General features: G+C 57.7%; 21 protein-coding genes. 15 read left to right on the top strand and 6 right to left on the bottom strand.

Annotated elements, in window-relative coordinates:
• Positions 1–365: 365 nt before the first annotated feature.
• Both A3224_RS05585 and A3224_RS05590 read right to left on the bottom strand, forming a co-directional pair.
• Positions 366–1,691: a DUF2254 domain-containing protein gene (locus A3224_RS05585; protein ID WP_156481429.1), complete on the bottom strand. Its 1,326-nt coding sequence runs from the start codon at positions 1,689–1,691 to the stop codon at positions 366–368.
• Between the two features lie 69 nt (positions 1,692–1,760).
• A complete protein-coding gene (locus tag A3224_RS05590; protein WP_067152392.1) occupies positions 1,761–1,973 on the bottom strand; it encodes a bacterioferritin-associated ferredoxin in 213 nt (70 codons plus the stop codon).
• 330 nt (positions 1,974–2,303) lie between these two features.
• On the opposite strand from A3224_RS05590, the gene A3224_RS05595 reads away from it, so the two are divergent.
• The 7 genes from A3224_RS05595 (at position 2,304) to A3224_RS05625 (ending at position 9,629) form a co-directional block, all read left to right on the top strand.
• Positions 2,304–2,906, top strand: a complete 603-nt coding sequence (locus A3224_RS05595; RefSeq protein ID WP_067152394.1) for a peroxiredoxin — start codon at positions 2,304–2,306, stop codon at positions 2,904–2,906.
• A 221-nt stretch (positions 2,907–3,127) separates the two neighbouring features.
• Positions 3,128–4,318, top strand: coding sequence for a serine hydrolase domain-containing protein (locus A3224_RS05600; protein WP_067152400.1), 1,191 nt, complete (start codon positions 3,128–3,130; stop codon positions 4,316–4,318).
• Between the two features lie 139 nt (positions 4,319–4,457).
• Complete coding sequence (gene htpG / locus A3224_RS05605) at positions 4,458–6,365, top strand: molecular chaperone HtpG (protein ID WP_067152402.1); 1,908 nt, start codon at positions 4,458–4,460, stop codon at positions 6,363–6,365.
• A 189-nt stretch (positions 6,366–6,554) separates the two neighbouring features.
• Positions 6,555–7,592: an NAD(P)H-dependent glycerol-3-phosphate dehydrogenase gene (locus tag A3224_RS05610; protein WP_067152404.1), complete on the top strand. Its 1,038-nt coding sequence runs from the start codon at positions 6,555–6,557 to the stop codon at positions 7,590–7,592.
• 11 nt (positions 7,593–7,603) lie between these two features.
• Entirely contained in the window at positions 7,604–8,089 is a 486-nt protein-coding gene (locus tag A3224_RS16460; RefSeq protein ID WP_082817398.1) for a DUF4389 domain-containing protein, read from the top strand.
• Positions 8,090–8,119: 30 nt separating this feature from the next.
• A complete protein-coding gene (gene sixA, locus A3224_RS05620) occupies positions 8,120–8,578 on the top strand; it encodes a phosphohistidine phosphatase SixA (protein ID WP_067152406.1) in 459 nt (152 codons plus the stop codon).
• 157 nt (positions 8,579–8,735) lie between these two features.
• A complete protein-coding gene (locus tag A3224_RS05625; protein ID WP_082817399.1) occupies positions 8,736–9,629 on the top strand; it encodes an alpha/beta fold hydrolase in 894 nt (297 codons plus the stop codon).
• A gap of 59 nt (positions 9,630–9,688) precedes the next feature.
• Here A3224_RS05625 and A3224_RS05630 read toward each other — a convergent pair whose 3' ends face one another.
• Positions 9,689–10,033: a 5-carboxymethyl-2-hydroxymuconate Delta-isomerase gene (locus tag A3224_RS05630; protein WP_067152408.1), complete on the bottom strand. Its 345-nt coding sequence runs from the start codon at positions 10,031–10,033 to the stop codon at positions 9,689–9,691.
• Positions 10,034–10,258: 225 nt separating this feature from the next.
• Complete coding sequence (gene folE / locus A3224_RS05635) at positions 10,259–10,798, bottom strand: GTP cyclohydrolase I FolE (RefSeq protein ID WP_067152410.1); 540 nt, start codon at positions 10,796–10,798, stop codon at positions 10,259–10,261.
• A 108-nt stretch (positions 10,799–10,906) separates the two neighbouring features.
• Between folE and prmB the strand changes: the two genes are divergently transcribed.
• Both prmB and aroC read left to right on the top strand, forming a co-directional pair.
• Positions 10,907–11,830, top strand: a complete 924-nt coding sequence (prmB, locus tag A3224_RS05640; RefSeq protein WP_197463070.1) for a 50S ribosomal protein L3 N(5)-glutamine methyltransferase — start codon at positions 10,907–10,909, stop codon at positions 11,828–11,830.
• Positions 11,831–11,954: 124 nt separating this feature from the next.
• Complete coding sequence (gene aroC, locus A3224_RS05645) at positions 11,955–13,046, top strand: chorismate synthase (RefSeq protein WP_067152412.1); 1,092 nt, start codon at positions 11,955–11,957, stop codon at positions 13,044–13,046.
• A gap of 66 nt (positions 13,047–13,112) precedes the next feature.
• Here the strand turns inward: aroC and A3224_RS05650 are convergent, their stop codons facing one another.
• Together A3224_RS05650 and A3224_RS05655 are read right to left on the bottom strand one after the other, a co-directional pair.
• Complete coding sequence (locus A3224_RS05650; RefSeq protein WP_067152414.1) at positions 13,113–13,883, bottom strand: TIGR04219 family outer membrane beta-barrel protein; 771 nt, start codon at positions 13,881–13,883, stop codon at positions 13,113–13,115.
• Positions 13,884–14,096: 213 nt separating this feature from the next.
• Complete coding sequence (locus A3224_RS05655) at positions 14,097–14,996, bottom strand: LysR family transcriptional regulator (protein WP_067152416.1); 900 nt, start codon at positions 14,994–14,996, stop codon at positions 14,097–14,099.
• Between the two features lie 163 nt (positions 14,997–15,159).
• Here A3224_RS05655 and leuC point away from each other — a divergent pair, with 163 nt between their 5' ends.
• The 6 genes from leuC to A3224_RS05685 all read left to right on the top strand — a co-directional run bounded on the left by leuC (position 15,160) and on the right by A3224_RS05685 (position 24,608).
• Positions 15,160–16,599 carry a 3-isopropylmalate dehydratase large subunit gene (gene leuC, locus A3224_RS05660; RefSeq protein WP_067152418.1) on the top strand — a complete coding sequence of 480 codons (1,440 nt, stop codon included), beginning with the start codon at positions 15,160–15,162 and terminating at the stop codon, positions 16,597–16,599.
• Positions 16,599–17,246, top strand: a complete 648-nt coding sequence (leuD, locus tag A3224_RS05665) for a 3-isopropylmalate dehydratase small subunit (RefSeq protein ID WP_067152420.1) — start codon at positions 16,599–16,601, stop codon at positions 17,244–17,246. Before leuC ends, leuD begins: the two co-directional genes overlap by 1 nt.
• A 98-nt stretch (positions 17,247–17,344) precedes the next feature.
• Entirely contained in the window at positions 17,345–18,430 is a 1,086-nt protein-coding gene (gene leuB / locus A3224_RS05670) for a 3-isopropylmalate dehydrogenase (RefSeq protein WP_067157537.1), read from the top strand.
• 282 nt (positions 18,431–18,712) lie between these two features.
• On the top strand, positions 18,713–19,828 hold the full coding sequence (asd, locus tag A3224_RS05675) for an aspartate-semialdehyde dehydrogenase (protein ID WP_067152423.1): 1,116 nt from the start codon (positions 18,713–18,715) through the stop codon (positions 19,826–19,828).
• A 575-nt stretch (positions 19,829–20,403) separates the two neighbouring features.
• The gene (locus A3224_RS05680) at positions 20,404–21,399 is read left to right on the top strand and encodes an Asd/ArgC dimerization domain-containing protein (protein ID WP_067152425.1); all 996 of its coding nucleotides are present in this window, start codon (positions 20,404–20,406) and stop codon (positions 21,397–21,399) included.
• Between the two features lie 203 nt (positions 21,400–21,602).
• On the top strand, positions 21,603–24,608 hold the full coding sequence (locus tag A3224_RS05685) for a FimV/HubP family polar landmark protein (RefSeq protein ID WP_067152427.1): 3,006 nt from the start codon (positions 21,603–21,605) through the stop codon (positions 24,606–24,608).

The following is a 24,608-nucleotide window of genomic DNA, read 5'->3' on the forward strand; positions in this document are numbered from 1 at the left end:
ATGCTCCTGAGGCCCTGCAGTCGGGAAACGTGTCTGCAGAGAAATTTAGTTGTTAATAGCTTGTTCGCCGCTGATGTTTTCCCTGAGGTTTATTGTAGGGTCACAGCCGCAATGCGCGATGAGTTTGCGTTGCGGTTACTGGCAAGTCAAGAGCGCGGGCCGGTTGCACAAAGTGGGGAAAATACAGTCTGTAACGCGAATATGGCCGTAAAACCAAACGAAAATGATTCTATTCCGCGAGAGGGATTCCGGTTTTCACTGGGGGTTTGGGTCATGGTGCAGGTTTGCCGGCAGTCTGGACTTTGTCATTTCCGTGAATGGCGCGGTATTTATCGCCTTTTATCAGTGCCATAGATATTGCTGAATTATCCGGCTTTCCCTTTCGCCAACTTCTGTTGAATGGTATCGATTTTCTCTTCGGCGATTGCCTGGTCCGAGGGGCTTTTTAAGAATATTCGGCAATCCTCTTCCAGTCGCTGCAGATAACTGCACAGTGCCTTTGTGTCATTGTCGCGGGCGCAGACATCGGCGAGCTGCGACAAGGCTTTGAGCAGCTGGCGTATAACCATGCTATTTCCGCGGCTGTATTCGCAGATTTCTTCCAGGGCGGCGTCGAGTAGCTGGGAAAATTCCAGCTTGCGGGTGATCAGCCGCAGCTTGCCTTTATCATCGCAGAAGCAGTTTGGTGGCTGCGGTCGCTGTAGTACTGTGCCCAGTCCTTCAATCAGCCGATCGATACAGGTATAGGTGGTATAGGGGTCATTGACACCCGGTGACAGGGCGCGCACCGCAATCTGCGATAGTTGGCGGACCGAGAATACGATGTCTTGTTCCGCGGTGGGCAGGGGGCCTATTCTCAATGCGGACTGTGTTTTTGCGATCAATGTAGTGCAGTCCCGCGGGGCCTGGTATATGCGTCCGATACTGCTCCAATGATGCAGAAAACTGCCGGCGTGGCAGGTGATCTGCAGGCAGCAGTCATGTTCCTGTGCCAGCGCAATTAATTTCTGTCGGTCCACCAATTGCACATAGCCTCCGCGGGCGGTGGGAACTTCCACCCAGCTGCTGCCGAGATCCAGACGTCCGGTGTCAAATTTCTCTCCGTTCGTATATTCGTGTGAAAGCGGGTATTCACGCTCTATGGCTAGGTGAAATTCGCGGTTGATATGGTGGGTAATATTGTCTACTTGAATGGATTGGGCGACGTTGTGAATGAAGTAGATCAGAACGCCGATGCTGATCAGGGCCATTAGTAGGGCTGCCTGTACTGCCAGATCGTACTTGCTGGTGTGTTCTCCCAAAGTGTCCATGCTGCGCATAATCATCAGGGCGTAGACAAAGGTGGCGAGGAATATTCCCAGGCTCGCTTGGGTGCGGCGGTCGCGAATAAAGTTGCGTACCAGGCTGGGGCCAAACTGGTTGGAGGCCAGTGTCAAGGCGACCACGGTGATGGAGAACACTGTGCCGGCGACGGTGATGGTGGAGCTGGCAATAGTAGAGAGCAGAGCGCGTGCGCTGTCCGGGTCCCGCAGGCGCAACCAAGTGAGGCCGGTCATACCTGCCGGGTCTATCCAGTCGTCCAGCAGGAGCAGAATATGAGCGATTGCCATGGCCGATAAGATCATCAGCAACGGCAGGCTCCAAAAGCTGGAGCGGAGCTTTTCGCTCAGATGCACAAGGCTTTGAATCACGGCTTCACCCGAGTGCGGCGACAGAGGTGAAATCAGCTTAGTTCAGCCGTCTTGAGAGTGGGGGTGGGGCTAGCTGGCGGAGTAAAAGAGTCGGCTGTTACCTGCGGTCATCATGCCGCCCGCCATGGTTTCATCGATGATTTCCCGCGCCAGTTGGGCACAGCGACCGCACTGGGAGGAGACGCCCAGGTGGCGGCGCAGGGCCTTTACCGAGGTGGAGCCGTCATAGACCGCTTCCTTGATCTGACGGTCGGTAATGCCTTTACAGATACAAACGTACATTATCGCTGAAACCTGGCGCTAACTTGATCAACTATCTCACAGTGCGAGGATCGTATTGCAAGTGAGAATGAGTGTCAATAATATTCCTGGCACTCAATTATGAGTCTAGACGGATTTTTCGCGACCGGAAGGGCAGTATTGACTCGGCCTCCCGCAGAAGTCAGTGGAGGGCGCCACTATCAAAGTTATATAAAAATTTAATGGGACTGATAGGTGCGCCTGTGTATCATAGCGGCCCACTATCAATCCTTAGTCAATTTATAGTGGTTGTATATAAATTGATCGTTTTATCCTTCGTAACCAACCCATCATTAGATTGAGGAGGTTCTCATGGCAGTACTGGTAGGCAAGCCTGCTCCGGACTTTACCGCTGCGGCGGTACTGGGCAACGGCGAAATCGTCGAGTCCTTTAACCTGAAAGAAGCTATCAAGGGCAAAAAGGCGGTAGTTTTCTTCTATCCGCTGGACTTCACCTTCGTATGCCCGTCCGAGCTGATCGCGTTTGACCACCGTTTCGCAGAGTTTGAAAAGCGCGGTGTGGAAGTGATCGGTGTGTCCATCGACTCTCAGTTTTCCCACAACGCCTGGCGCAATACCCCGGTCAACGAAGGTGGTATCGGCCCGGTCAAGTACACTCTGGTTGCCGACGTGAAGCACGAAATTTGCCAGGCGTACGATGTTGAGTCTGAAGGCGGCGTAGCCTTCCGCGGCTCCTTCCTGATCGATGAAGAGGGCGTGGTACGTCACCAAGTGGTGAACGATCTGCCTCTGGGCCGCAATGTCGACGAAATGCTGCGCATGGTTGACGCGCTGGCTTTCCACCAGGAGCATGGCGAAGTATGTCCGGCTGGCTGGCAGCAGGGCGACAAGGGTATGAATGCTTCTCCGGAAGGCGTTGCCTCCTACCTGAGCGAGAACGCCGACAAGCTGTAAGCTGTCGCAGCACTGGGGCGCAGAGCGCCCCTTCGAAAAAACCGCCGCGAGGCGGTTTTTTTGTATCTTTCAGAGGCTTTTTTGGGGGACTCGTGCACCAATGTCGGTTTGCCATTACAATGCGGCGCCTCATGCGGACCCCCAAACCAGAAGAGAACTCCCCTGTTGGCTGCTAGTCTTATTAACAAGTTGAGCATTGCCGCGGTGGCGTGAAGTACGGCATGAGACCTGCGTCCTTATCCACCCTTTTCTCTTGTCGGTGCCTGCGCGGTATCGCGGCATTGCTGTTCTGCGGCCTGTGGTTGACGGCGCAGGCGGATGAGATTGATATCGACGCCAGTGCCAAAGAGTTCGACCGTTATTTCCGCATGTTGATGCGGGAAAAGGATATTCCCGGTGGCGCCTATGTGATCGTCGACGGTGATCGGGTAGTCGCGTTGAGCACCTATGGCGTACGCATCAAGGGCAAAAGCGACAAGGTAGACCGCAACACCGTGTTCCGCTTGGCATCTGTATCCAAGACATTTGCCGGTAGTATGGCCGCGGTACTGGAACACGAGAAGAAGTTTGGTTGGACGGACAGGGTGGTGCGCTATGTGCCCGAGCTCAGCTTCAAAACCCCTTCACTTTCCCGGCAGCTGCAAGTGCAGCACCTGCTCAGTCACTCTTCCGGCCTGACCCCCAACGCCTACGACAATTACCTGGAAGACAATAAACCTCTTAGCAAGATATTGCCCAAATTCGCCAATATTGATCCGCGCTGTACTCCGGGTAAGTGTTATGGCTATCAGAATGTGCTGTTCAGTCTGATTCAGGATGTGATCTACAAGGCCACGGGGGTTCCCTATGAGCGCCAGCTGAAGGAGCGGTTCTTTATTCCTCTGAAGATGGAAGATGCCTCGGTTGGCTGGGAGAGTTTTATGGCGGCGGATAACCGAGCCGCCCCCCATGTGCAGACCGGGCGCGGCTGGCGTCCCGTCAAGGTGGAAAAGGAATACTACCTGGCGGCACCGGCAGCGGGGGTCAACGCCAGTATTTCGGATATGGCACAGTGGTTGAAGGCACAGATGGGCTATTACCCCAAGGTGCTGTCTCCCGAGGTTATCGAAGATATCACCACCGAGCGGGTTGAGACCCAGCGCCATATGCGCCACCGTATCTGGCGCGACTATCTTTCCCACGCCGGATACGGCCTCGGTTGGCGCCTGTATACGATCGGTAACGATCGCATTATCTATCACGGCGGCTGGGTAGCCGGTTTTCGCGCCGCGGTCGCCTATTCGGAGAAACAGAAAATTGGCATCGCCATACTGATGAATGCGGAATCTCGCATTATCGCCGATCTGACCGCCAATTTTGTTATCGACATCACCGGCAACGGCACTCTCTCCACGGCGATGGCCAACAAGTAAAATCCTGCCGCTCTGCGCTTTGAGTGCCCCCTGTTTCTGTACAATGGAAAAGACATGTGGGGATGTTAGCCTTGAAACCCCACTTCCGGCCCCTATATCTGCCCCCTGTTCCGATTGATGTGTACGGGGAGACCAATTCATGACCGTTGAGGCCCACAAAGAGAGCCACGGTTTCCAGACGGAAGCCAAACAACTGCTGCATCTGATGATCCACTCGCTCTACTCCAACAAGGAGATCTTCCTGCGCGAGCTGGTATCCAATGCCTCCGACGCCGCCGACAAATTGCGCTTTGAGGCCCTTTCCAAGCCGGAATTGCTCGCGGATGACCCCGATCTGCGTATCCGTATCGAATTCGACAAAGACGAGGGCACGTTGAGCATCACCGACAACGGCATTGGTATGAGCCGGGAAGAGGTGGTCGAGAATCTCGGTACCATTGCCCGTTCTGGCACTGCGGCGTTTATGCAGCAGCTGACCGGTGATCAGAAAAAAGATGCGCACCTGATCGGCCAGTTCGGGGTCGGTTTCTACTCCGCCTTTATCGTTGCCGATAAAGTAGAGGTCTTCACCCGCCGCGCGGGTCTGGGCGCCGAGCAGGGAGTGCACTGGGAATGTCACGGTGAAGCCGAGTACACAGTGGAAACGGTTGAGTGGCCCAATCGCGGCACCCGAGTTGTCTTACACCTGAAGGATGATGCCAAGGAGTTTGCCGACGGCTGGCGCCTGCGCTCGATTATCAAAAAATACTCCGACCATATCGCCATTCCAGTGGAAATGCCGAAGGAGAGCACCGGGGAAGGCGATGACAAGGCGGAGCAAACGCCGGAGTTCGAGGCGGTCAACGCCGCCCAGGCTTTGTGGACCCGTCCCAGAAGTGAGATCAAGTCCGAGGAGTACAAAGAATTTTACAAGCATGTTACTCATGACTTTGACGATCCGCTGACCTGGAGTCACAACCGTGTCGAAGGCAAGTTGGATTACACCAGCCTGCTGTATATTCCCGGCCGGGCCCCGTTTGATCTTTACCAGCGCGAGGCTGCACGCGGGCTGAAACTGTATGTGCAGCGAACTTTCATCATGGATGATGCAGAGCAGTTCCTGCCGCTGTATCTGCGCTTTGTGAAGGGCGTGCTGGATTCCAACGATTTGCCGCTGAACGTCTCCCGCGAGATTTTGCAAAAAGACCGCAACACTGAAGCAATCAAGAGCGCCCTGACCAAGCGGGTGCTGGATATGCTCGACAAGCTGGCGAAAAAGGACGTGGATCAGTACCAGAAGTTCTGGGATCTGTTTGGCAATGTGATGAAAGAAGGTCCAGCGGAGGACTATGCCAACCGGGATAAGATTGCCAAGCTGTTGCGTTTCTCCACCACTCACACCGACGAGCCGGTGCAGAATCAATCCCTCGAGGATTATGTCGGTCGTATGAAAGATGGGCAGAAGTACATCTACTACGTCTGCGCCGATAACTTTGCCACCGCGAAGTCCAGCCCCTACCTGGAAGTGTTCCGCAAGAAGGGCATAGAGGTGTTACTGCTCACGGATCATGTGGACGAGTGGTTTGTCGGTCATATGCACGAATTCGACGGCAAGCCTTTTCAGGATGTGGCCAAGGGCGCTCTGGATCTGGGGGATGCGGAAACCGAGGAGGACAAGGCCGAGCGCGAGAAGCTGGAGAAAGAGGCCGGCGCCCTGGTGGAGCGGGTCAAGGCGGTGCTGGAAGGCCGTGTAGAGGAAGTCCGCGCCACCACCCGACTGGTGGACTCACCGGCCTGTCTTGTGGTCAGCGAACAGGATATGGGGCCGCAGATGCGCCGCATTCTCGAGCAGGCTGGCCAGAAACTGCCGGAAGCTAAACCCATCTTTGAGCTGAACCCCAATCACCCACTGGTACAACGCCTGGATCGGGAGCAGGACGAAGATCGTTTTGCGGATCTGACCAATATCCTGATGGATCAGGCCAGCCTTGCTGCCGGCAATCAGCTGAGTGATCCGGCGGACTATGTACGCCGGTTGAATGCCTTGTTGCTGGAACTGAATCGCTGAGGCGCTCTCCGGGTCGCATCGCAAGGTCCGCCCGGCGGCGACAAGGCTGCCGGGCGTCTTTGCCGGTGCGCACGGAATCGCTTAATATTTATCCAATGTGACCCGATTCCATATTTTTTTCCCACCATCGTTGGGCTGCCACTGTACGCCCTCTATAATCCGCAAAACTTCAAAAAAGCTGTATCGGATATGACGACACACTTGGAAACATCCAAACCCCTCTCTATCGCGGTATTGGGTGGCGGCAGCTTCGGCACTGCAATCGCCAATATTGTCGCGGGCAATAACTACGACACCCGCCAGTGGATGCGCGATCCGGAGCGCGCGGAGGAATGCCGCAGGCTGCGGGAGAACCGCTACTATCTGCCCGGAGTGTCCCTGCATCCTGAGCTGACGGTTACCAGTGATTTGCAAAAGGCTGTCGGCGGCTGCCAAATTGTCTTCGTGGCCATTCCCTCCAAATCCTTCCGCGAAGTGGTGCAGCGGGTGGCCCCCTTGTTGGCGCCCGGTACCATGCTGATATCCACCACAAAAGGAATAGAGCACGACAGTTTCCACCTGATGAGCGATATTCTGCGCGAGGAAACCAGCGGTATGCGTGTAGGTGTGCTCAGTGGCCCGAATTTCGCCAAGGAAATCGTCGAGGGGCACTACACCGCCACGGTAATTGCCAGCGAGGACGAAACGCTCTGCACTAGTATTCAGAAAGTGCTGCATTCCGAGACCTTCCGAATCTATTCGAGCAAAGATGTGTTCGGCGTGGAATTGGCGGGCGCGCTGAAAAATATCTATGCAATTGTCACCGGGATGGCCGCGGCGTTGGATCGGGGACAGAATACCATCAGTCTGTTGATCACCCGCGCCCTGGCGGAGATGATGCGTTTCGCTGAAGCCATGGGCGCGGACCCCATGACCTTTATCGGCCTCGCAGGTGTCGGCGACCTGATTCTGACTTGTTCTTCAAAGCTCAGCCGCAACTACCGTGTCGGTTACTTAGTGGGCAAAGGGCGCGCACTGGAAGAAGCGGTGGCGGAAATCGGCCAAGTGGCGGAAGGGGTCAATACCATTCGCCTGATCAAGCGCAAAGCGGACGAATTGGGTGTCTACATGCCCTTGGTTTCCGCGATCCACGCCATATTATTTGAGGAGCGGCCGATTCCGGAGGTGATACGCAATTTAATGTCGGGCGCGCAAACATTCGATGTAGCCTATTCGGTGAAATCCTGACGGGAAATTTTATGGACAACGATGACCTGAAAAAAAACCTGACCTCTGGCAACCAGTGGATGCGCCTGCTGTATATGGTGCTTTTCTTCTTTCTGCTGGAAATTGCCGGCGTGGTGATGTTGGCGGTAGTGGTGTTGCAATTCCTGTTTGCGATCATTACAGGCGGTGCCAACGACAACCTGCGCCGCCTGGGGGATCAGATCGCTTCCTATGTATACCAGACATTGCAGTTCCTGGTTTACAACACCGAGGAAAAGCCCTTTCCCTTCTCTGAGTGGCCGCAATCTGAGGCCGAGGATCTGTCCGGTTTTGAGAGTGCCCAGGAAGTGAATACGGAAGTGGTCTCCGGAACTGAAGCAGAGGCGTCCGGCGAGGTGATCGAGCTCGGCAGTGACACTGAGGCTGAGGAAAAAAGCAAAGCCGACGGAGAACCCTCAGATGAGACAGGGGCAGAGGATGCAGGGAAACCCGAGGAGCGGGGCGGCGACAAGCCGTAACTGTCTGTACCTTTAGGAGTGGGAGCCGACGTGCAGTTGCTGATATTGCGCCACGGCGAGGCCGAGCCAGTGCGGGGGGATGACGCCGCCCGTCAACTGACTGAACGCGGTCGCGAGGCCGTGGCCCGCGTCTGTGAAATGCGCGCTGCTGAGTTGGCTGGCGTTCGTGCCATTTGGGCCAGCCCTTTCATCCGGACTCAGCAGACAGCGCGGATTGTTGCCGACCTATTGGGTCTGCCGGTAAAAACCGAGTCGCTTCTGATTGGTGATACCCCTCCGGAGCTGGTGTTGAATGCGTTGCAGCAGGTGGATACTGCCAGTTATCCACTGTTGTTGGTCAGCCACCAGCCGCTGGTGGGTAGACTGGTTAATGGGGTTTGCGGCAGCGGCAACCGGCACCCCATGGGAACATCCAGCCTCGCCTGTCTCCGCGCGCCAGTGTGGGCTGACAGCTGCGGGGAACTCGAGTGGTTACAGCACGCATACTGAGGTGTATTCTCCGTTGCTTCACGGCCCCGGCCGCAAAATGGCGGGGCGTGTTCCCCAGTCCCGCCCGAATCACCACCTGCGCTGATGTCTGTGGTCATTGCTAGTCCTCCGGCGCCCCTTCAATATCGCCAGTGAGATTTCCCGGAAGTTGCCGCCCATGAATCAATCCCAGGGCCCTGGCCTTTTTAGCGAAAAGACACTCGAGTTTGACGGCAAGGCCATCGCCGCCCGTCTGTGGGGGCCGCCCGACGGTGAGCCTGTCCTGGCGTTGCACGGCTGGCTGGATAATTGCGCCAGTTTCGATCGCCTGGCGCCCTTGCTGCCCGGAATTCACCTGGTCGCGGTGGATATGGCCGGTCACGGTCGCAGTTACCACCGTTCGCGGGACGCCAACTACAACATCTGGGAGGAAGTTGAAGATATTCTGGGGGTGAGTCAGGCGCTCGGTTGGCGTGACTTCTCCCTGCTGGGGCACTCCCGCGGTGCCATAGCGGCAATGCTTACCGCCGGCACCTTCCCGGGGCGGGTCAAGAGAATGGCGCTGATTGACGGCTTGATTCCGCCGCTGGCGGAGGACAAGGAAGCGCCCGAGATCCTAGCCAGGGCTATCGCCCAGCGCGCCCGGCTGGGTGCGCGCAGGCGCCGCCACTACGCTACTTTCGAAGAGGCGGTTGAGGCGCGCAAGAAGGGGATGTTTCCCTTATCGGGCACCGCTGCCCGCGCCCTGGCAGAGCGCGGCACCATGGAAACCGGCGGAGGGGTTACCTGGCGCAGCGATCCGCGCCTCATGGCGACTTCCACCGCCAAACTGAACAAGGCCCAGGTTTGGGCATTTCTGGATCGGGTTACCATGCCGGTCCGGCTGGCCCTGGCGAAGAGCGGAATGGCCGACAGAGCTGTACCATTGCGGCAGGTCCTGCAGGGGCGAGCCAATATCGAAGTGCGGGAATTCCCCGGTGGGCACCACCTGCATATGGAGGAGAGTGCCGGGGTCATTGCCGACTGGTTTGGGCCGTTTCTGCGCGGTGAAACAGGGAAAGTTTCTGATTAATAGGCTTTGGCACTGACGGGAACTCGCCAGAGGTTTCCAAGGGGGGTAACCGGGGCCGGTCAGAAGGGTAATCTTTTCGCGTAGCAGCTGGCATCCACTTCCCGCACTTCAACCGTCACAGCTGGAACGCCGTTGGCAAATTGGCACAAGCAATTGAACACTGCCGAGCTGAGCGCCTCCCGCTCCCGATCGCTGTGGCCTTCCAGCAGCTGTATCTCGGCATGAATAAAGCTGCCGCCTTTATCACCGGCAATAAAGTGGTCGTAGGCCAGGGCGCGGGTTTTGATGGTGTGGGAGGCAAACAGGCCGGAGCGGTTCATCGCCTCCTGCGCGGCGCTGACCAGTGCCGGGATGGAAATCGTTTCTTCCAGTTTGCGCGCATACTCAATAACCAGGTGGGGCATACTGGCCTCATTGGCGGACCACTTTCGGTAGAGAGTATGGCAAAGGGCCAGGGGCGTGCGCCAGGGGGCGATTCATTCTAGCGGGCACAGTGGAGAATTCAGGAGCGCCCGGGCACGGGATTGCAACTGTAAAACACTCGAATAGCGCCGCCGGAAACTTTTCTGTATCCGGCGGTGTATCCCATCGTCCGAGCTTCTTGCCTGGGAGCAAGGGATCGCGGTCCCCTAGCGGATCAGGGATAAGAATTCGTTGCGAGTGGCCTGATTGCTGCGGAAAGCGCCGAGCATCGCGGAGGTCTTCATCACTGAGTTTTGCTTCTCCACGCCGCGCATCATCATGCACATATGCTTGGCCTCGATGATGACGCCCACGCCGGCGGCGCCGGTGACCTGTCGCAGGGTTTCGGCAATCTGTACTGTCAGCTGTTCCTGGATTTGCAGGCGACGCGCATACATATCGACGATGCGCGCTACCTTGGACAAGCCGAGCACCTTGCCGTCTGGAATATAAGCCACATGGGCTTTGCCGATGAAGGGCAGCAGATGATGCTCGCAGAGGGAGTAGAGTTCGATATCCTTCACCAGCACCATTTCACTGCAATCCGAAGGGAAGAGGGCACCGTTGACGACTTCCTCGACAGACTGGCGGTAGCCGCGGGTCAGGTATTCCATGGCCTTTGCGGCCCGCTCGGGGGTGTCCCGCAGGCCGTGGCGTTGCGGATCCTCGCCGATTGCTTCGATAATTCGCGCGTAGTGTTCGTTCATACTGCTCTTTCCAGGGTCTCGGCCCGAAGGGCGGGTGGGGTACCCTAAGCGTTTGTCATCTTTGAGTAAAGATCTTCGTTCATTCATTCAGGTTAAAGGAAAGAGTTAATGATAGAGAGGCGCGAGGCCAGTCTGCACGAACTGTGTACGGTGCTGGACTATATCCGCTGGGGTGCCAGTCGCTTCAGTGAAGCCGGCCTTTATTTTGGTCACGGCACCGATAATGCCTGGGATGAGGCGGTGGCACTGGTGATGCACCGCCTCCATCTCCCGCTGGACAGCAAGCCGGAGGTGCTGCACGCGCGCCTGACAATGGAGGAGCGCCGCGAGGTGATGGCAATTTTGGAGCGGCGCGTCGAGGAGCGGCTTCCGGCGCCGTATCTGACTCGCGAGGCGCATTTTTGCGGACTGACCTTTTACGTGGATGAACGGGTATTGGTGCCCCGCTCACCGATTGCGGAGTTGATCCGCAACGGTTTCCAGCCCTGGCTCAGGTCGGAGCCTCTGGCGGTACTGGACCTGTGCTGCGGCAGTGGATGTATTGGCATTGCCTGCGCCGAGGCATTTCCCGAAGCCCGGGTGGATCTGGGCGATATTGATGCAGGCGCCGTCGAAGTGGCAAAAATCAATATCAAGCGCCATCAAATGAACGACCGGGTACGCGCTGTACAGTCAGATCTTTTTTCCGGCCTGCGGGGACTGAGCTACGATCTGATTGTGTGCAATCCGCCGTATGTGGACGCTCGGGACCTGGCGGAGATGCCGGAAGAGTATCGGGCCGAGCCGGAAATCGCCCTGGGCTCAGGGGAGGATGGCCTCGACTTTACCCGCCGCCTGCTGCGCGAGGCGGCCAACCATCTGCAGCAGGATGGTCTTTTGGTGTGTGAGGTGGGCAATAGTTGGGAGGCGCTGGAGGCGGCGTTTCCGCAGGTGCCTTTTACATGGCCCGAGTTTGAGCACGGAGGTCACGGTGTCTTCATTATCGGGCGTGAAGACCTGCTCGCTTACCAATCCTTTTTCGAAGCCGAATAGTTCCTCTTACGCAGGCGCTGGAGCGCGGAGCAATCGTGCTTTTTGGCGCCCGCGCCGCTTTCTAAAAAGGGAATCCTCTATAATGCGCGGCTTTCAATGGATAAAGTGCTAATAGGCAGGAACTATGTCCGGCAACACCTTTGGCAAGTTGTTTTGTGTCACCACTTTCGGTGAGAGTCACGGCCCCGCGCTGGGTTGCATTGTCGATGGCTGCCCGCCGGGGCTGGAAATCAGCGAAGAGGAAATTCAACGGGAGCTGGACAGACGCAAGCCGGGCACTTCCCGCTACACCACTCAGCGCCGCGAGGCGGATGCGGTTCGGATTCTGTCCGGTGTGTTCGAGGGAAAAACAACGGGGACTCCGATTGGTCTTTTGATCGAGAACACCGACCAGCGTTCCAAGGATTACGCCAACATTGCCGAGCAGGTGCGCCCGGCCCACGCGGATTATACCTACTGGCAAAAGTACGGCTTGCGAGACTACCGCGGCGGCGGCCGCGCTTCCGCGCGGGAGACGGCCATGCGCGTCGCCGCAGGAGCCATTGCCAAGAAATGGCTCCGGCAAAAGTACGGTATCGAGGTGCGCGGATACCTTTCACAGCTGGGGCCTATCCGGGCGGAAAAACTGGACTGGACACAGGTGGAGCAGAATCCCTTCTTTTGCCCCGACGCGGACAAGGTTCCGGAAATGGAAGCCTATATGCAGGCTTTGATTAAAGAGGGCGATTCCATTGGCGCGCGCATCTCAGTGCACGCCAGTGGCGTCCCCGCCGGACTTGGAGAGCCTATTTTTGACCGCCTGGATGCGGATCTGGCACACGCTTTGATGAGTATCAACGCGGTCAAGGGGGTGGAAATTGGAGCCGGCTTCGACAGTGTGGAACAAAAGGGCACAGAGCATCGGGACGAAATTACGCCGGAGGGCTTTTTGTCTAATAATGCCGGGGGTGTGCTGGGCGGAATTTCCAGTGGCCAGGACATCATCGCCCATATCGCGCTGAAGCCGACCTCCAGTCTGCGTATTCCGGGTCGCAGTATCGATATCCACGGGAACCCCATCGAAGTGGTCACCAAGGGGCGCCACGACCCCTGCGTCGGTATACGCGCGACGCCAATCGCGGAGGCGATGGTGGCCTTGGTGTTGATCGACCACGCCCTGCGCCAGCGCGCCCAAAACGGAGATGCTGTGCCGGGCGTGGTGACTGTTGGTGGGTGAGAATCGATTTGGCGGAAAATAAAAAAGGGCCTGGAAAGGCCCTTTTTTATTACTGGCAATGGCGCCTTAGAGGTGCAGGTTCAGACCGATATAGGGGCCTTTGATCTCGATATCACTCTGCAGGTCATCCAGTTCTTTTACGTCCAGGCTCATCACTCGGTAACCGGCTTCGATAGCGAAGTCTGCCACCGGCATAAAGTCCCAGCGTACTTTGGCGGTGATATCTGTGTGGGTGTCGCCGTTGTAGCCAGTGCCATTGCCCTGGGCAATGATGGACCAGCCGGTAAAGGGCAGATCAAAACGCGCCATGCCGTAGACCATGGGCAGTACGCCGGAGAGTTCAACGGTTTCCTGTGCGAGTTCCGGTGCACCCACCACTGCGGCGGTAACCCCTTGCTCAACGATCTCGAGGGCGCCGTCGTACTGGCGTGCGGTCAGCCCCAGGTCCAGGTTGACCCAGTTGTCGAGAATTTCGTAATAGAGGGTCAGGTCCGTGTGTGTCAGGTCGATATTCGCGCTGATTTCGGAGTTGGCGTCAAACGTCTCATCCGCGAAAGTGACGTCGGTGTTCAAGACCGCGGAGCCGTCGGTTTCAATACTGCTGTGTGCGAGCATGATGTTCGGGATCAGCGGTATCGGGTGCTCCAGGGCTGCCTGTAGGAAGGTGACATTGTCTTCGGCCAGGGAGAACTCGTCAGTGTCAAAATCGTCTACACCGATGGCACCACTGTAGCTCGGCTGCCAGACGCCGGCACTGGCGTCGAAACCGAGGATGGTGTCTGCGCTGGCGGCACCGCTGGCGAGTGCCGCGCAAAGGGCAAGTGTTATTTTTTTCATGAGTTTCTCTCCATTGTAAAAACTGTGGCGCAGTTTACCGTTTTTTGTATTGCCCGCTCATGTCAGATGCACATTTTTTTAATTTTTATCGGCGAATCTCTGTTTAGACCGTTCTGATTACTGGCCTCTTGACGTTAGAGACACCGCTCTTCTGGCCGTTGTTTATCTCTACAATCCGAAAGTGAACTGAAAAAGGGAAGATGCGTAAATCCACTATCGACTGCCCGGCACCGCGCGCTGTTGATCCGCTGTAGCGAGCAGCAATTGTTGCAGGGCACTGGCGGCGTTGCTCAAGGTGCGGGCGCGGTGATTGATTACGCCGAGATTGCGCAGGATATGCAGCTTCGCCACAGGGAGCTCGGCGAGGCTGTCGTCGACCAGGGTGCGCGGCAGTACACTCCAGCCCAGCCCCACACCGGCCATCATTTTGATGGTTTCGAGATAGTTGGTGGCGAGTTTTGCAGTGAGTTTTAATCCGCGGGCATCGAACTCCCTTTTGATCAACCTGCCCGTGTAGGTATTCAGATCCGGCAGAATGGCTGGATAGCGGGCCAGGTCGGCAATGTCCAGGACGGGCATCTGCGCCAGGGGGTGGTCCGGTGCGGCCACCACGACACAGGGGTCCGGCCAGATGACTCTGGCCTCCAGGTTGGGGTAGTCCTTCAGTGCCAGAGTGACCACGGCCAGCTCGTACTCGCCGGCAGCCAGCGCTTCATAGGCCTGCTCCGAGTCCAGAAAGTCGATATCCAGAGCGACGTCCGGGTAGCGGGCGCTGAAGGTTTTGAGTACCGGCGGCAGGTGGTGCAAACCGACGTGGTGGCTGGTGGCGATGCGCAGGCTGCCGCTGACATGGCTCCCCAGGGCGCGCAGTTCACGCTCCGCGTCGCTGACCTCGTTGAGGATATGGCGCGCCCGTGGCAGCAGGGCACGGCCCGCGTCGGTCAAGCGCAGACGCCGTCCAATGCGGTCGAACAGGGGAGTATCCAGCTGCTGTTCAAGAGCCGCTAGGCGCTTGCTGACCGCTGGTTGCGTGAGGTGCAGTTGCTCGGCCGCTTCGGACACCGAGCCCTGTTCGGCGGTGGCCAGAAAGGCCTTCAGCCACTGGATTTCCATAATCTGATTCTTCCTGCAAACGGGCGGTGTAGTACCGGATGGGTAACAAACCGCATTCTCACCAAATATTCCAAATTGGACTCTAACTTATAATAAATATAAATTGATGTTATTCAATGCCCGGGACTAGACTGCGGCAGTTCAAGAACGAGGAGAAGCGGCCATGGCCGGACAGACACTCTACGACAAGCTCTGGCAGGACCATCTGGTAAAAAGCCGCGAAGATGGCACTGCGCTGATTTATATCGACCGACACCTGATCCACGAAGTGACCTCTCCGCAGGCGTTTGAAGGTCTGCGGCTGGCGGGCCGTAAACCCTGGCGCAAGGATTCCCTGGTGGCGACGCCGGATCACAACGTGCCTTCCGACGCCACCGAGCGCGCCGCTGGCGTGGAAGGTATCCGCGACGAGATTGCGCGCATCCAGGTGCAAACTTTGGATGAAAACTGCCGCCATTTCGACGTGGTGCAGTTTGGTATCAACCACCCGGGGCAGGGCATAGTGCATGTGGTCGGCCCCGAAACGGGCGCGACATTGCCGGGGATGACCGTCGTCTGCGGCGATTCCCACACTTCCACCCACGGCGCCCTGGGCGCGCTGGCGCATGGCATCGGCACATCGGAAGTGGAGCATGTGATGGCCACCCAGTGCCTGATCCAGCGCAAGATGAAGAATATGCTGGTGCGCGTGGACGGCAAGCTGGGGGCGGGGGTGACCGCCAAAGACGTGGTGCTGGCAATTATCGGAAAAATAGGAACCGCCGGTGGCACCGGTTATGCCATCGAGTTTGGCGGTGAGGTGATCCGCGCCATGTCCATGGAAGGCCGCATGACGATATGCAATATGGCCATCGAGGCGGGCGCCCGCGCGGGTATGGTGGCGGTGGATCAAGTCACTCTCGACTACGTGAAGGGCAAACCCTACGCGCCGAAGGGCGAATTGTGGGATAAAGCTGTCGAGAACTGGCGCCGCCTGCACTCCGATGACGATGCGGTTTTCGACGCAGTGGTGGAATTGCGCGGTGAAGACATCGAGCCCCAGGTCAGCTGGGGAACTTCTCCGGAAATGGTGGCCCCGGTGGGTGCGCGGGTGCCGGACCCGGCCGAGGAAGCGGATGCCACCAAGCGCGCCGGTATTGAGCGGGCCCTCGAGTATATGGGGTTGAGCGCCGGGCAGAAGATTGCAGACATCAAGCTGGACCGGGTGTTTATCGGCTCCTGCACCAACTCGCGTATCGAAGATCTGCGCGCGGCGGCGGCGGTGGCCAAGGGGCGCCATAAGGCCGACAGTGTCAAGCAGGTACTGGTTGTACCCGGTTCCCAGGCGGTGAAGGCACAGGCGGAAAAGGAAGGGCTTCACGAAATTTTTACCCGCGCCGGATTCGAATGGCGCGAGCCGTCCTGTTCCATGTGTCTGGCGATGAATGCGGACAAACTCAATCCGGGCGAGCACTGCGCCTCCACGTCCAACCGCAACTTCGAAGGGCGCCAGGGCTATGGCGGGCGAACCCATTTGGTGAGTCCGGGGATGGCCGCGGCAGCGGCGATTGCCGGTCATTTCGTCGATGTGCGTGAATTTGTAACTCAAGCGGAGACTGCGTGATGAAGGCTTTTGTTTGCCACAAAGGGCTGGTGGCTCCGATGGACCGCGCTAATGTGGATACCGACCTGATTATTCCCAAGCAGTTTCTGAAGTCCATCAAGCGCACGGGTTTCGGTCCCAACCTGTTCGACGAATTGCGTTATCTCGACGAGGGGCAACCGGGGCAGGATTGCTCCAAACGGCCGTTGAACCCGGAATTTCCGTTGAATTTTCCACGCTACAAAGGCGCTTCGGTTTTGCTCGCGCGCAAGAATTTCGGTTGCGGCTCCAGCCGCGAACACGCGCCCTGGGCCCTGGACGATTACGGCTTCCGCGCCATCATCGCGCCCAGTTTTGCGGATATCTTTTTCAACAACTGCTTCAAGAACGGCCTGCTGCCGATCGTATTGGACGAGGCGGTTGTAGACCAGCTGTTCCGGGAAATGTATGCGCAGGAAGGCTACGAGCTGACCATCGATCTGGAGAAACAGCAGGTCGTCAAGCCGGATGGCGATGTCATAGGCTTCGAGGTAGATGCTTTCCGCAAGCACTGCCTGCTAAATGGGTTGGATGATATCGGTTTGACTCTTGAGGATGCGGAGGATATCCGCGCTTACGAAGCCAAGCGCCGCGAGCAAGCCCCCTGGCTTTTTGATGCGGTGAAATAATTCCGGGCGCAAAAATATAGATTGATAGGAAGGCGTAGATGCCGGTCGCTGAATCGCCTCCGGCCCTGATAACACGCACCCTTAAACTGGAAAAGAAAATGAGCAAAAAAATTATGATCTTGCCGGGCGATGGCATAGGCCCGGAGATTGTCGAGCAGGCGGTGGCGGTACTGGAAACCGTAGACAAAAAATTCGATCTCGGTCTTTCCTTTGAGCAGGGCCTGATCGGTGGCGCCGCTATTGATGCTCACGGTGAACCGCTTACCGACGCGCAGTTGGAAGCGGCCGGTAAGTGTGATGCGGTACTGCTGGGTGCGGTAGGCGGGCCCAAATGGGATCAGCTCGAGCGCCATATTCGCCCTGAAAAAGGCCTGCTGAAAATCCGCAGCGGTTTGGGCCTCTACGCCAACCTGCGGCCAGCCATCCTGTACCCACAGCTGGCCGAGGCTTCTTCACTGAAACCGGAGGTGGTTTCCGGCCTGGATATTCTGATCGTGCGGGAACTTACCGGCGGTATCTATTTTGGTGAGCCGCGCGGAATCCGCACTTTGGAGAATGGTGAAAAACAGGGCTTCAATACTTACGTCTACAGTGAATCGGAAATCGAGCGCATTGCGCGCACCGCCTTTGAGGCCGCGCGCAAGCGCAAAGGGAAGCTCTGCTCCGTGGACAAGGCTAATGTGCTGGAGGTGACAGTGCTGTGGCGCGAGGTGCTGGACCGTCTGGCGCCGGAATACCCGGATGTCGAGCTGTCACATATGTACGTGGACAACGCGGCTATGCAGCTGGTGCGGGCGCCCAAGCAGTTCGATGTGGTGGTCACCGGCAATATGTTTGGCGATATCCTCTCCGATGCCGCTGCCATGCTCACCGGTTCCATCGGTATGCTGCCGTCCGCGTCACTGAATGAAACCGGTTTCGGTCTCTACGAGCCCTGTCATGGCTCGGCACCGGATATCGCCGGTCAGGGTATCGCCAATCCACTGGCGACCATCCTGTCCGCGGCGATGATGCTGCGCTATTCGCTGAATCTGGGCGAAGCCGCCGATGCGATTGAAGCGGCAGTGAGCAAAGTGTTGGATCAGGGCCTGCGCACCGCGGATATCTATACTGAAGGATGTAAAAAGGTATCCACCGCGGAGATGGGCACGGCTGTGACCGAAGCACTCGGCTATCGGCGCTAGCGATAGCACTGTGACACCGGCCAGGAAACCTCTGATTAATTCGCATGCGTGATGTTGTGAACTTCGGGGCGGCCAGGCAATAGGAAGGACATTTCGGAAACGCACGAGCAAGTCTCTGAGGCTCCGCCGGCTATTTCCTCGTATCCGATCGATTTCGAAGTGTCCGCCCCATCACCTGAGCCTCTCATCTGGCATCGAAGTTTCTTAACTGCCAGGGAGTGAACTCATCGGAGGCTCCATAGACCGGATTCTTTACACCACGGGATTTCAAGGTTATCTGCAATGCAAAAAGTAGGTTTTATCGGCTGGCGCGGCATGGTCGGTTCGGTACTGATGGGCCGCATGCTGGAAGAAAACGATTTCGCCCATATCCCAGAGCCGGTTTTTTTCTCCACCTCCAATGCCGGCGGCAAGGGCCCGGATATTGGGCGCGAAGTGGCGCGGCTGGGCGATGCCTATGATCTGGATGCCCTGGCGGAGCTGGATGCGATTGTCAGCTGCCAGGGCGGAGACTACACAAAAGCCGTATTTCCCAAGTTGCGCGATAAAGGATGGCAGGGGTACTGGATCGACGCCGCCTCCAGTCTGCGCATGGAAGACGATGCCATTATCGTGCTCGACCCCGTCAACCGGGATGTGATCGACCGGGGGATCGACGCTGGGGTGAAAAATTTTATCGGCGGCAACTGCACCGTCAGTCTCATGCTGATGGCACTGGGCGGTCTTTTTAAAGCGGATCTGGTGGAGTGGGTATCCGCTATGACCTACCAGGCGGCCAGTGGTGCCGGTGCGAAGAATATGCGCGAGCTGATCGCGCAGATGGGCGCAATCCGCGATGGCGTCGCCCATGAGCTGGAAGATCCGGCCAGCGCTATCCTTGAGATCGACCGCAAGGTGGCCGACACCATGCGCAGTGCAGACTTCCCCACGCGAGAGTTCGGTGCGCCCCTGGCCGGCAGTCTGTTACCCTGGATCGATACCCAGCTGGAAAACGGCCAGAGCCGGGAAGAATGGAAAGCGCAGGTAGAGGCCAACAAAATCCTTGGCACTGAGCGCACCGTGCCGGTAGATGGCACCTGCGTACGGATTGGTGCCATGCGCTGTCACAGCCAGGCTTTCACAGTGAAGCTGAAAAAGGACCTGCCTATGGCAGACATAGAGCAGTTGATCGGCACCGCCAATGACTGGGTGAAGGTAATTCCCAACGAGCGCGAGGCCACTCTGCAGCGTCTCACACCGACAGCGGTAACCGGAAAGTTGGATGTCCCAGTGGGCCGGCTGCGCAAGCTCAACATGGGGCCCGAATACCTCAATGCCTACACGGTCGGCGATCAGTTGCTTTGGGGCGCGGCGGAACCCCTGCGCCGAGTATTGCTGATATTGCTTGGGAAACTCTGATTTAAGGAACCTCTGATTAAGTCACTTTCTGGTGGCTGAGGCGCTTCGGGGGCGGATGTGAAGCTCAGGTGATAGGACGGGCATTTCGAAACCGTCGGATACAGGGATGTATCCGTCGGAGCTACAGGGAAGTACTCGTGCGTTTTCGAAATGTCCTTCCTATTGCCTGAGCGCCCCGGAAGCTACCATAGTGTCCACGCGAATTAATCAGAGGTTCCTTAATCCCATGAGAGCTGTCGCTGATTTCGGGGCGCTCAGGCAATGGGGTGAGCATTTCGAAAATATACCCGTCAGTCTCTGTATACGACGGTTTCGAAAAGTCCATCGATCATCTGAGTTCGCCGCCCGGTCGTGCAGTCTGACTTATACCAGGCGGTGCATTTATCAGAGGGGCTCCAGGCAAGTTGTAAGCGCGGGCCGCGGCATTTCTGGCCGAGTTGTGCCCGCGGAAGTCCGAGCCTGTGATTCCCTTCACACAAGAAAGCCGTTTCACAACCCGGGAGCGGCTTTTTTGATCGCTCCGCGTGAGTATAATCGCCCCACTTTTGTATCCCCATCCCGAGAAGTGAATCACCATGTCCGAAAGCACCCCTGAACTGGTCATTGTCGGTGTCGACAATGCGGCTTTCGCTCCCCTGCTGGAAATCCTGGAGGAACGCGGCTCCGTCTCTGCGGAGCGGCTGCAACTGCTGGAAGTGCAGGATAGCGATGTAGAGCAGCAAGTATTTGCCAAACGCAATATTCCGGTGCAGTCCCTGGAAAAATTCACTTTTACCGCAGAGCAGGTCGTGGTACTGCTCAAGGCTGGTGAAGCTGCTCAGGCAGCCCTCGACACAGCAGAAAAGGCTGGTGCATGGGTGCTGGATACCGCTGGAAATACCCGCGGCGATGATAGCGTTACCCTGGTGCATCCTCTGATCAACAGCGATGCCATAGCCACCGCTGAGCGCCGAGTGCTGACGCTGCCGGTTGCCGGTGCGGCGATGGTGGCCGAGGCGCTCTTCCCTCTGCGCGATCAATTGCGGCGGGTGGAGATACAGCTCAATCAGCCGGTGTCGGCGCTGGGCAAGTCCGCAGTGGATGCGATGGCGGGGCAGACGGCGCGTATGTTCAGTGGCCAGGACGTGGACATTGATCCCGCTATTGGACAGCGGCTGGCATTTAACCAGTTGAGTTCCAGCGAGGCGCTGCTGGCCAGTGGTCACAACATCAGTGAATTGGCGTTGATCCACGATCTGCGACGCCTGCTCGGCGATACGGTGGCGGTGGATGCCTGCATTAACACTGCGTCTGTTTTTCACGGCCAGTTAGCCAACTTGAGTGTCGCGTTGAGTGAAGATATCGATTTGGAAAAAGTGCGCGCTCTGCTCAAAAACGGTGCCCGCCTGCAAATGGCGGAGCGGCCCTCGGCGGAAGACGCTGTCGGCGGTGAAACGACGCTCATCGGGCGCTTGCGGCAAAGTCTGTTAAGTCATCGGCAGGTTAATTTTTGTGCGGTTTCGGACAATTTGCGCAAAGATTTGGCCATGAACTGTGTGCAGATTGTGCACTTGTTGCTAAAAAACTATTGATATTTAATACTTAGCGGCCATAGTGAAGGTGCATTCTTAACTTCCTTCCATTCGGCCTTGGGGGGCGATACATTCGCCGGAGAGAAAAACTGTCCTTGCGGCAGTTGCACCATTGAACGTTTACTGTGCAGTGGCGGGGTTTTCGAAAATGCGCGTGGCGGATGACGGAAAACCCGGGATTCTAACAATAAAGGGAATCGGATATGCGTGTGCGAAAGCTGGCACTTGCGGTTGGTCTGGTCAGCGCGCTGGGGGGCAACCTGGCTCTGGCGTTGGGGCTGGGTGAAATAAAGCTGAACTCTACCCTCAACCAACCCCTCAATGCGGAAATCAGCCTGCTGCAGACCCGCGGCCTCGATGACAACGAAATTAAAGTGCGCCTCGCCAGCGCGGAGGATTTTGAGCGGGCCGGAATCGATAGATCTTACCTGCTCACCGAATTGCGTTTCGATGTGGATTACTCCGGTGGTCAGCCGGTAATACGCATTACCAGCCGTACGCCGATACGCGAACCCTACCTCAATTTTCTTGTGGAAACCCGCTGGCCCAGCGGACGCCTGCTGCGGGAATACACCCTCCTGATGGATTTGCCCGCCTTCTCAGACACCGCCGCCAAGCGGCCGGTGCGTGCCGCCGAACGCGAGCGCCAACAGGTGCGCCGCACGCCTTCCGCGCCGCGGCCACAACAGGCCCCCACCACACGCTCTGCACCGGCCGAGCCGCAGGCGACGATGGAAGAACCTAGCGCAACTGCGCCGATGGCTGTTGATGAATCGCCGATGGCAGATGATGGCAGCCGGGTATACGGTCCTGTAGCCGCCAACGAAACTCTGTGGGAGATCGCGGCGCAAAACCGCGTCGGGCGCGAGTTTTCCGTACAGCAGACGATGCTGGCAATTCAGCGCCTCAATCCAGAAGCGTTTATCAATAACAATATCAACCTGTTGAAGAAGGGGGCTGTGCTGCGGCTGCCGGAAGCAGCGGATATCCGAGCCTTCGGTATGCGCGAGGCAATTTCCGAAGTGGCGGTGCAGAATGCCTCCTGGCGCCAGCGTATTGGCGATGAGGTGGCCACTGGCGCACCTCTGGATGCGCGTGCGGCTGTTGATGAAACAGCGGTCAGTGATATCCCTGAAGGACGTGTGACTCTCGCCGCTCCGGGAGACAACGAATCTGTACTTTCTGGCTCCGGTAGCGGCACCGAAGACAGTGAAGCTCTGAGCGGTGAGCTGACGGTCGCCGAAGAAGAGCTGGACAAATCGCGCCTGGAAAACGAGGAGCTGCAGGAGCGCATTGCCGAGCTGGACGAACAGATCGATACCATGGAGCGCCTCGTAGAGGTGTCCAACGAAGAGCTGGCCGCGGTACAGACAGCGGCCGAGCAGTCCGAGCCGGCCCTCGACCCGATGGCGATAGACGAGGAAGGCGCTGAGTCCGCAGAGGAAGACGCGTCCACCGGAGAATGGGACTCCGCGGAAACGGCAGGCGAGGATATGGCCGCCGAGGAGACGGTTGTCGAAGCCGCCTCCGAAGAACTTGTTGCAGAGCCCGAGGCGCCGGCACCGCAGGAGGACAACAAACGCAATCGCGTCGTTGTGGTTCAGACTTCTGCCGAGCCGACGCTGATGGAGCGGCTGATGGACAACATAATGTTGCTCGCAGCGGGGGCTATCGTACTGCTCGCAGGTCTGTTCGGTTTCTTCACCTGGCGCCGTCGCAAGGAGGAAGAGGAGGCCATGTTGCAGGTGGAGCGCGAGATGGCCGCTGAGCGCGCTTTGGCGGAAGCGCCGGAAGCGTCTCCTGATAAAGATGAAACCCTGGCCGCGGTGGAGAATCTGGAGTCCGACGAAAACTTCGACTTTGGCGGCCTCGATGAAGTGGGTACTGACGACCCCATCTCCGAAGCGGAAATCCATCTGTCCCTGGGGCAGTATGATGAGGCCGAAGGCAAGCTTCTGGCCGGTCTGGAGCAGGATGGCCAGAATGTGGACGCACGCCTGATGCTGCTCGAGGTCTACGCACACAAGCAGGATGTGGCCAAGTTCGACGATCACTACCGCCAGCTGCTGCGCATCAGCGACGGTCCGGCGGCGGACCGCGCTGCTCGCCTGCGCGAGAGCATTGCCGATGCACCGCCTTTTGAGGCGCCGGAGATGGATTTTTCCAGTGAGTCTCTTGAGGCTGCGCAACTGGATGATATCAGCGCCTCGTTTGAGGACGACTTCGGAAGTGTTGAAAGTGAAGCCAGCGCTGCAACAGAGAGTGCCGAACTGGAGGCCAGTCTGGAAGATGACAGCGCTCTGCTGGATGATCTGACCCTGGATCTGGCGGAAGATAACGCCGCTGACGGGCAGCAAGAGACAGAGTTGTCCCTGGATCTGGACACCGATATTGGTGGCGAGGCGCAAGCGGGTGAAGCCGAAGAGGATGCGTTTAATCTAGATGATCTGGACCTGGGCGAGCTGGACCTGGATACAGATAAGAATCTCGGTATTACCGACGACGGGGAACAGAGCGGCGAACTCGGTCCGATTGAATACGAAAGCACCGGGTCCGAGGAAGCAGACAGCTCGGAGGCGCCGGCCAGCGAGGCGTCTGGCGGACTCGATTTCGACCTGGACCTGACGCCAATGGACGGCGGCGACGACTCTGTGACGGAGACCGAGTCGCAGATTGCCGACGGGCAGGCGGACTTTGAAGATGATGCCGAATTATCCCTGGACGACCTGTCCGCGGATCTGGATGCCATGAGCGACGAGCTGGGCGCTGATCTGGATCTCGACGCCATTGATTTAGACGATATCGCGGGTGAGCTGTCCCCCGATGTCGCCGAAGATACGGTTGCCCCGGGGCAGGGTGGCGCCGCGGTTGCCGGGGCCGAAGAGGCCGCGGGTGATCTTGCGGTTGCCGAGGTGTCTGGGCCGACGGGTGCTGAAACGGCAGAACCGGTCTCTGCCGGACAAGCTGTTTCGCAGGCGTCTGGGCAGGAAGATCTCGGCGACCTGAACTTTAATCTGGAAAGCGACCTGGACTCCGAGTTGAACCTGCTTGAGGGCAGCGATGAAATCAGCACCAAGCTGGAGCTGGCCCAGGCTTACCTGGATATGGGTGACAAGGAGGGCGCCAAAGATATTCTCAACGAGGTAGTGCAGGAGAGCAGCGGCGAGCACAAGGCGCGCGCCGAGGAAATGCTGGAGCGTATGGCGTAG

It is taken from the genome of Microbulbifer thermotolerans (assembly GCF_001617625.1).
Lineage (GTDB): Bacteria > Pseudomonadota > Gammaproteobacteria > Pseudomonadales > Cellvibrionaceae > Microbulbifer > Microbulbifer thermotolerans.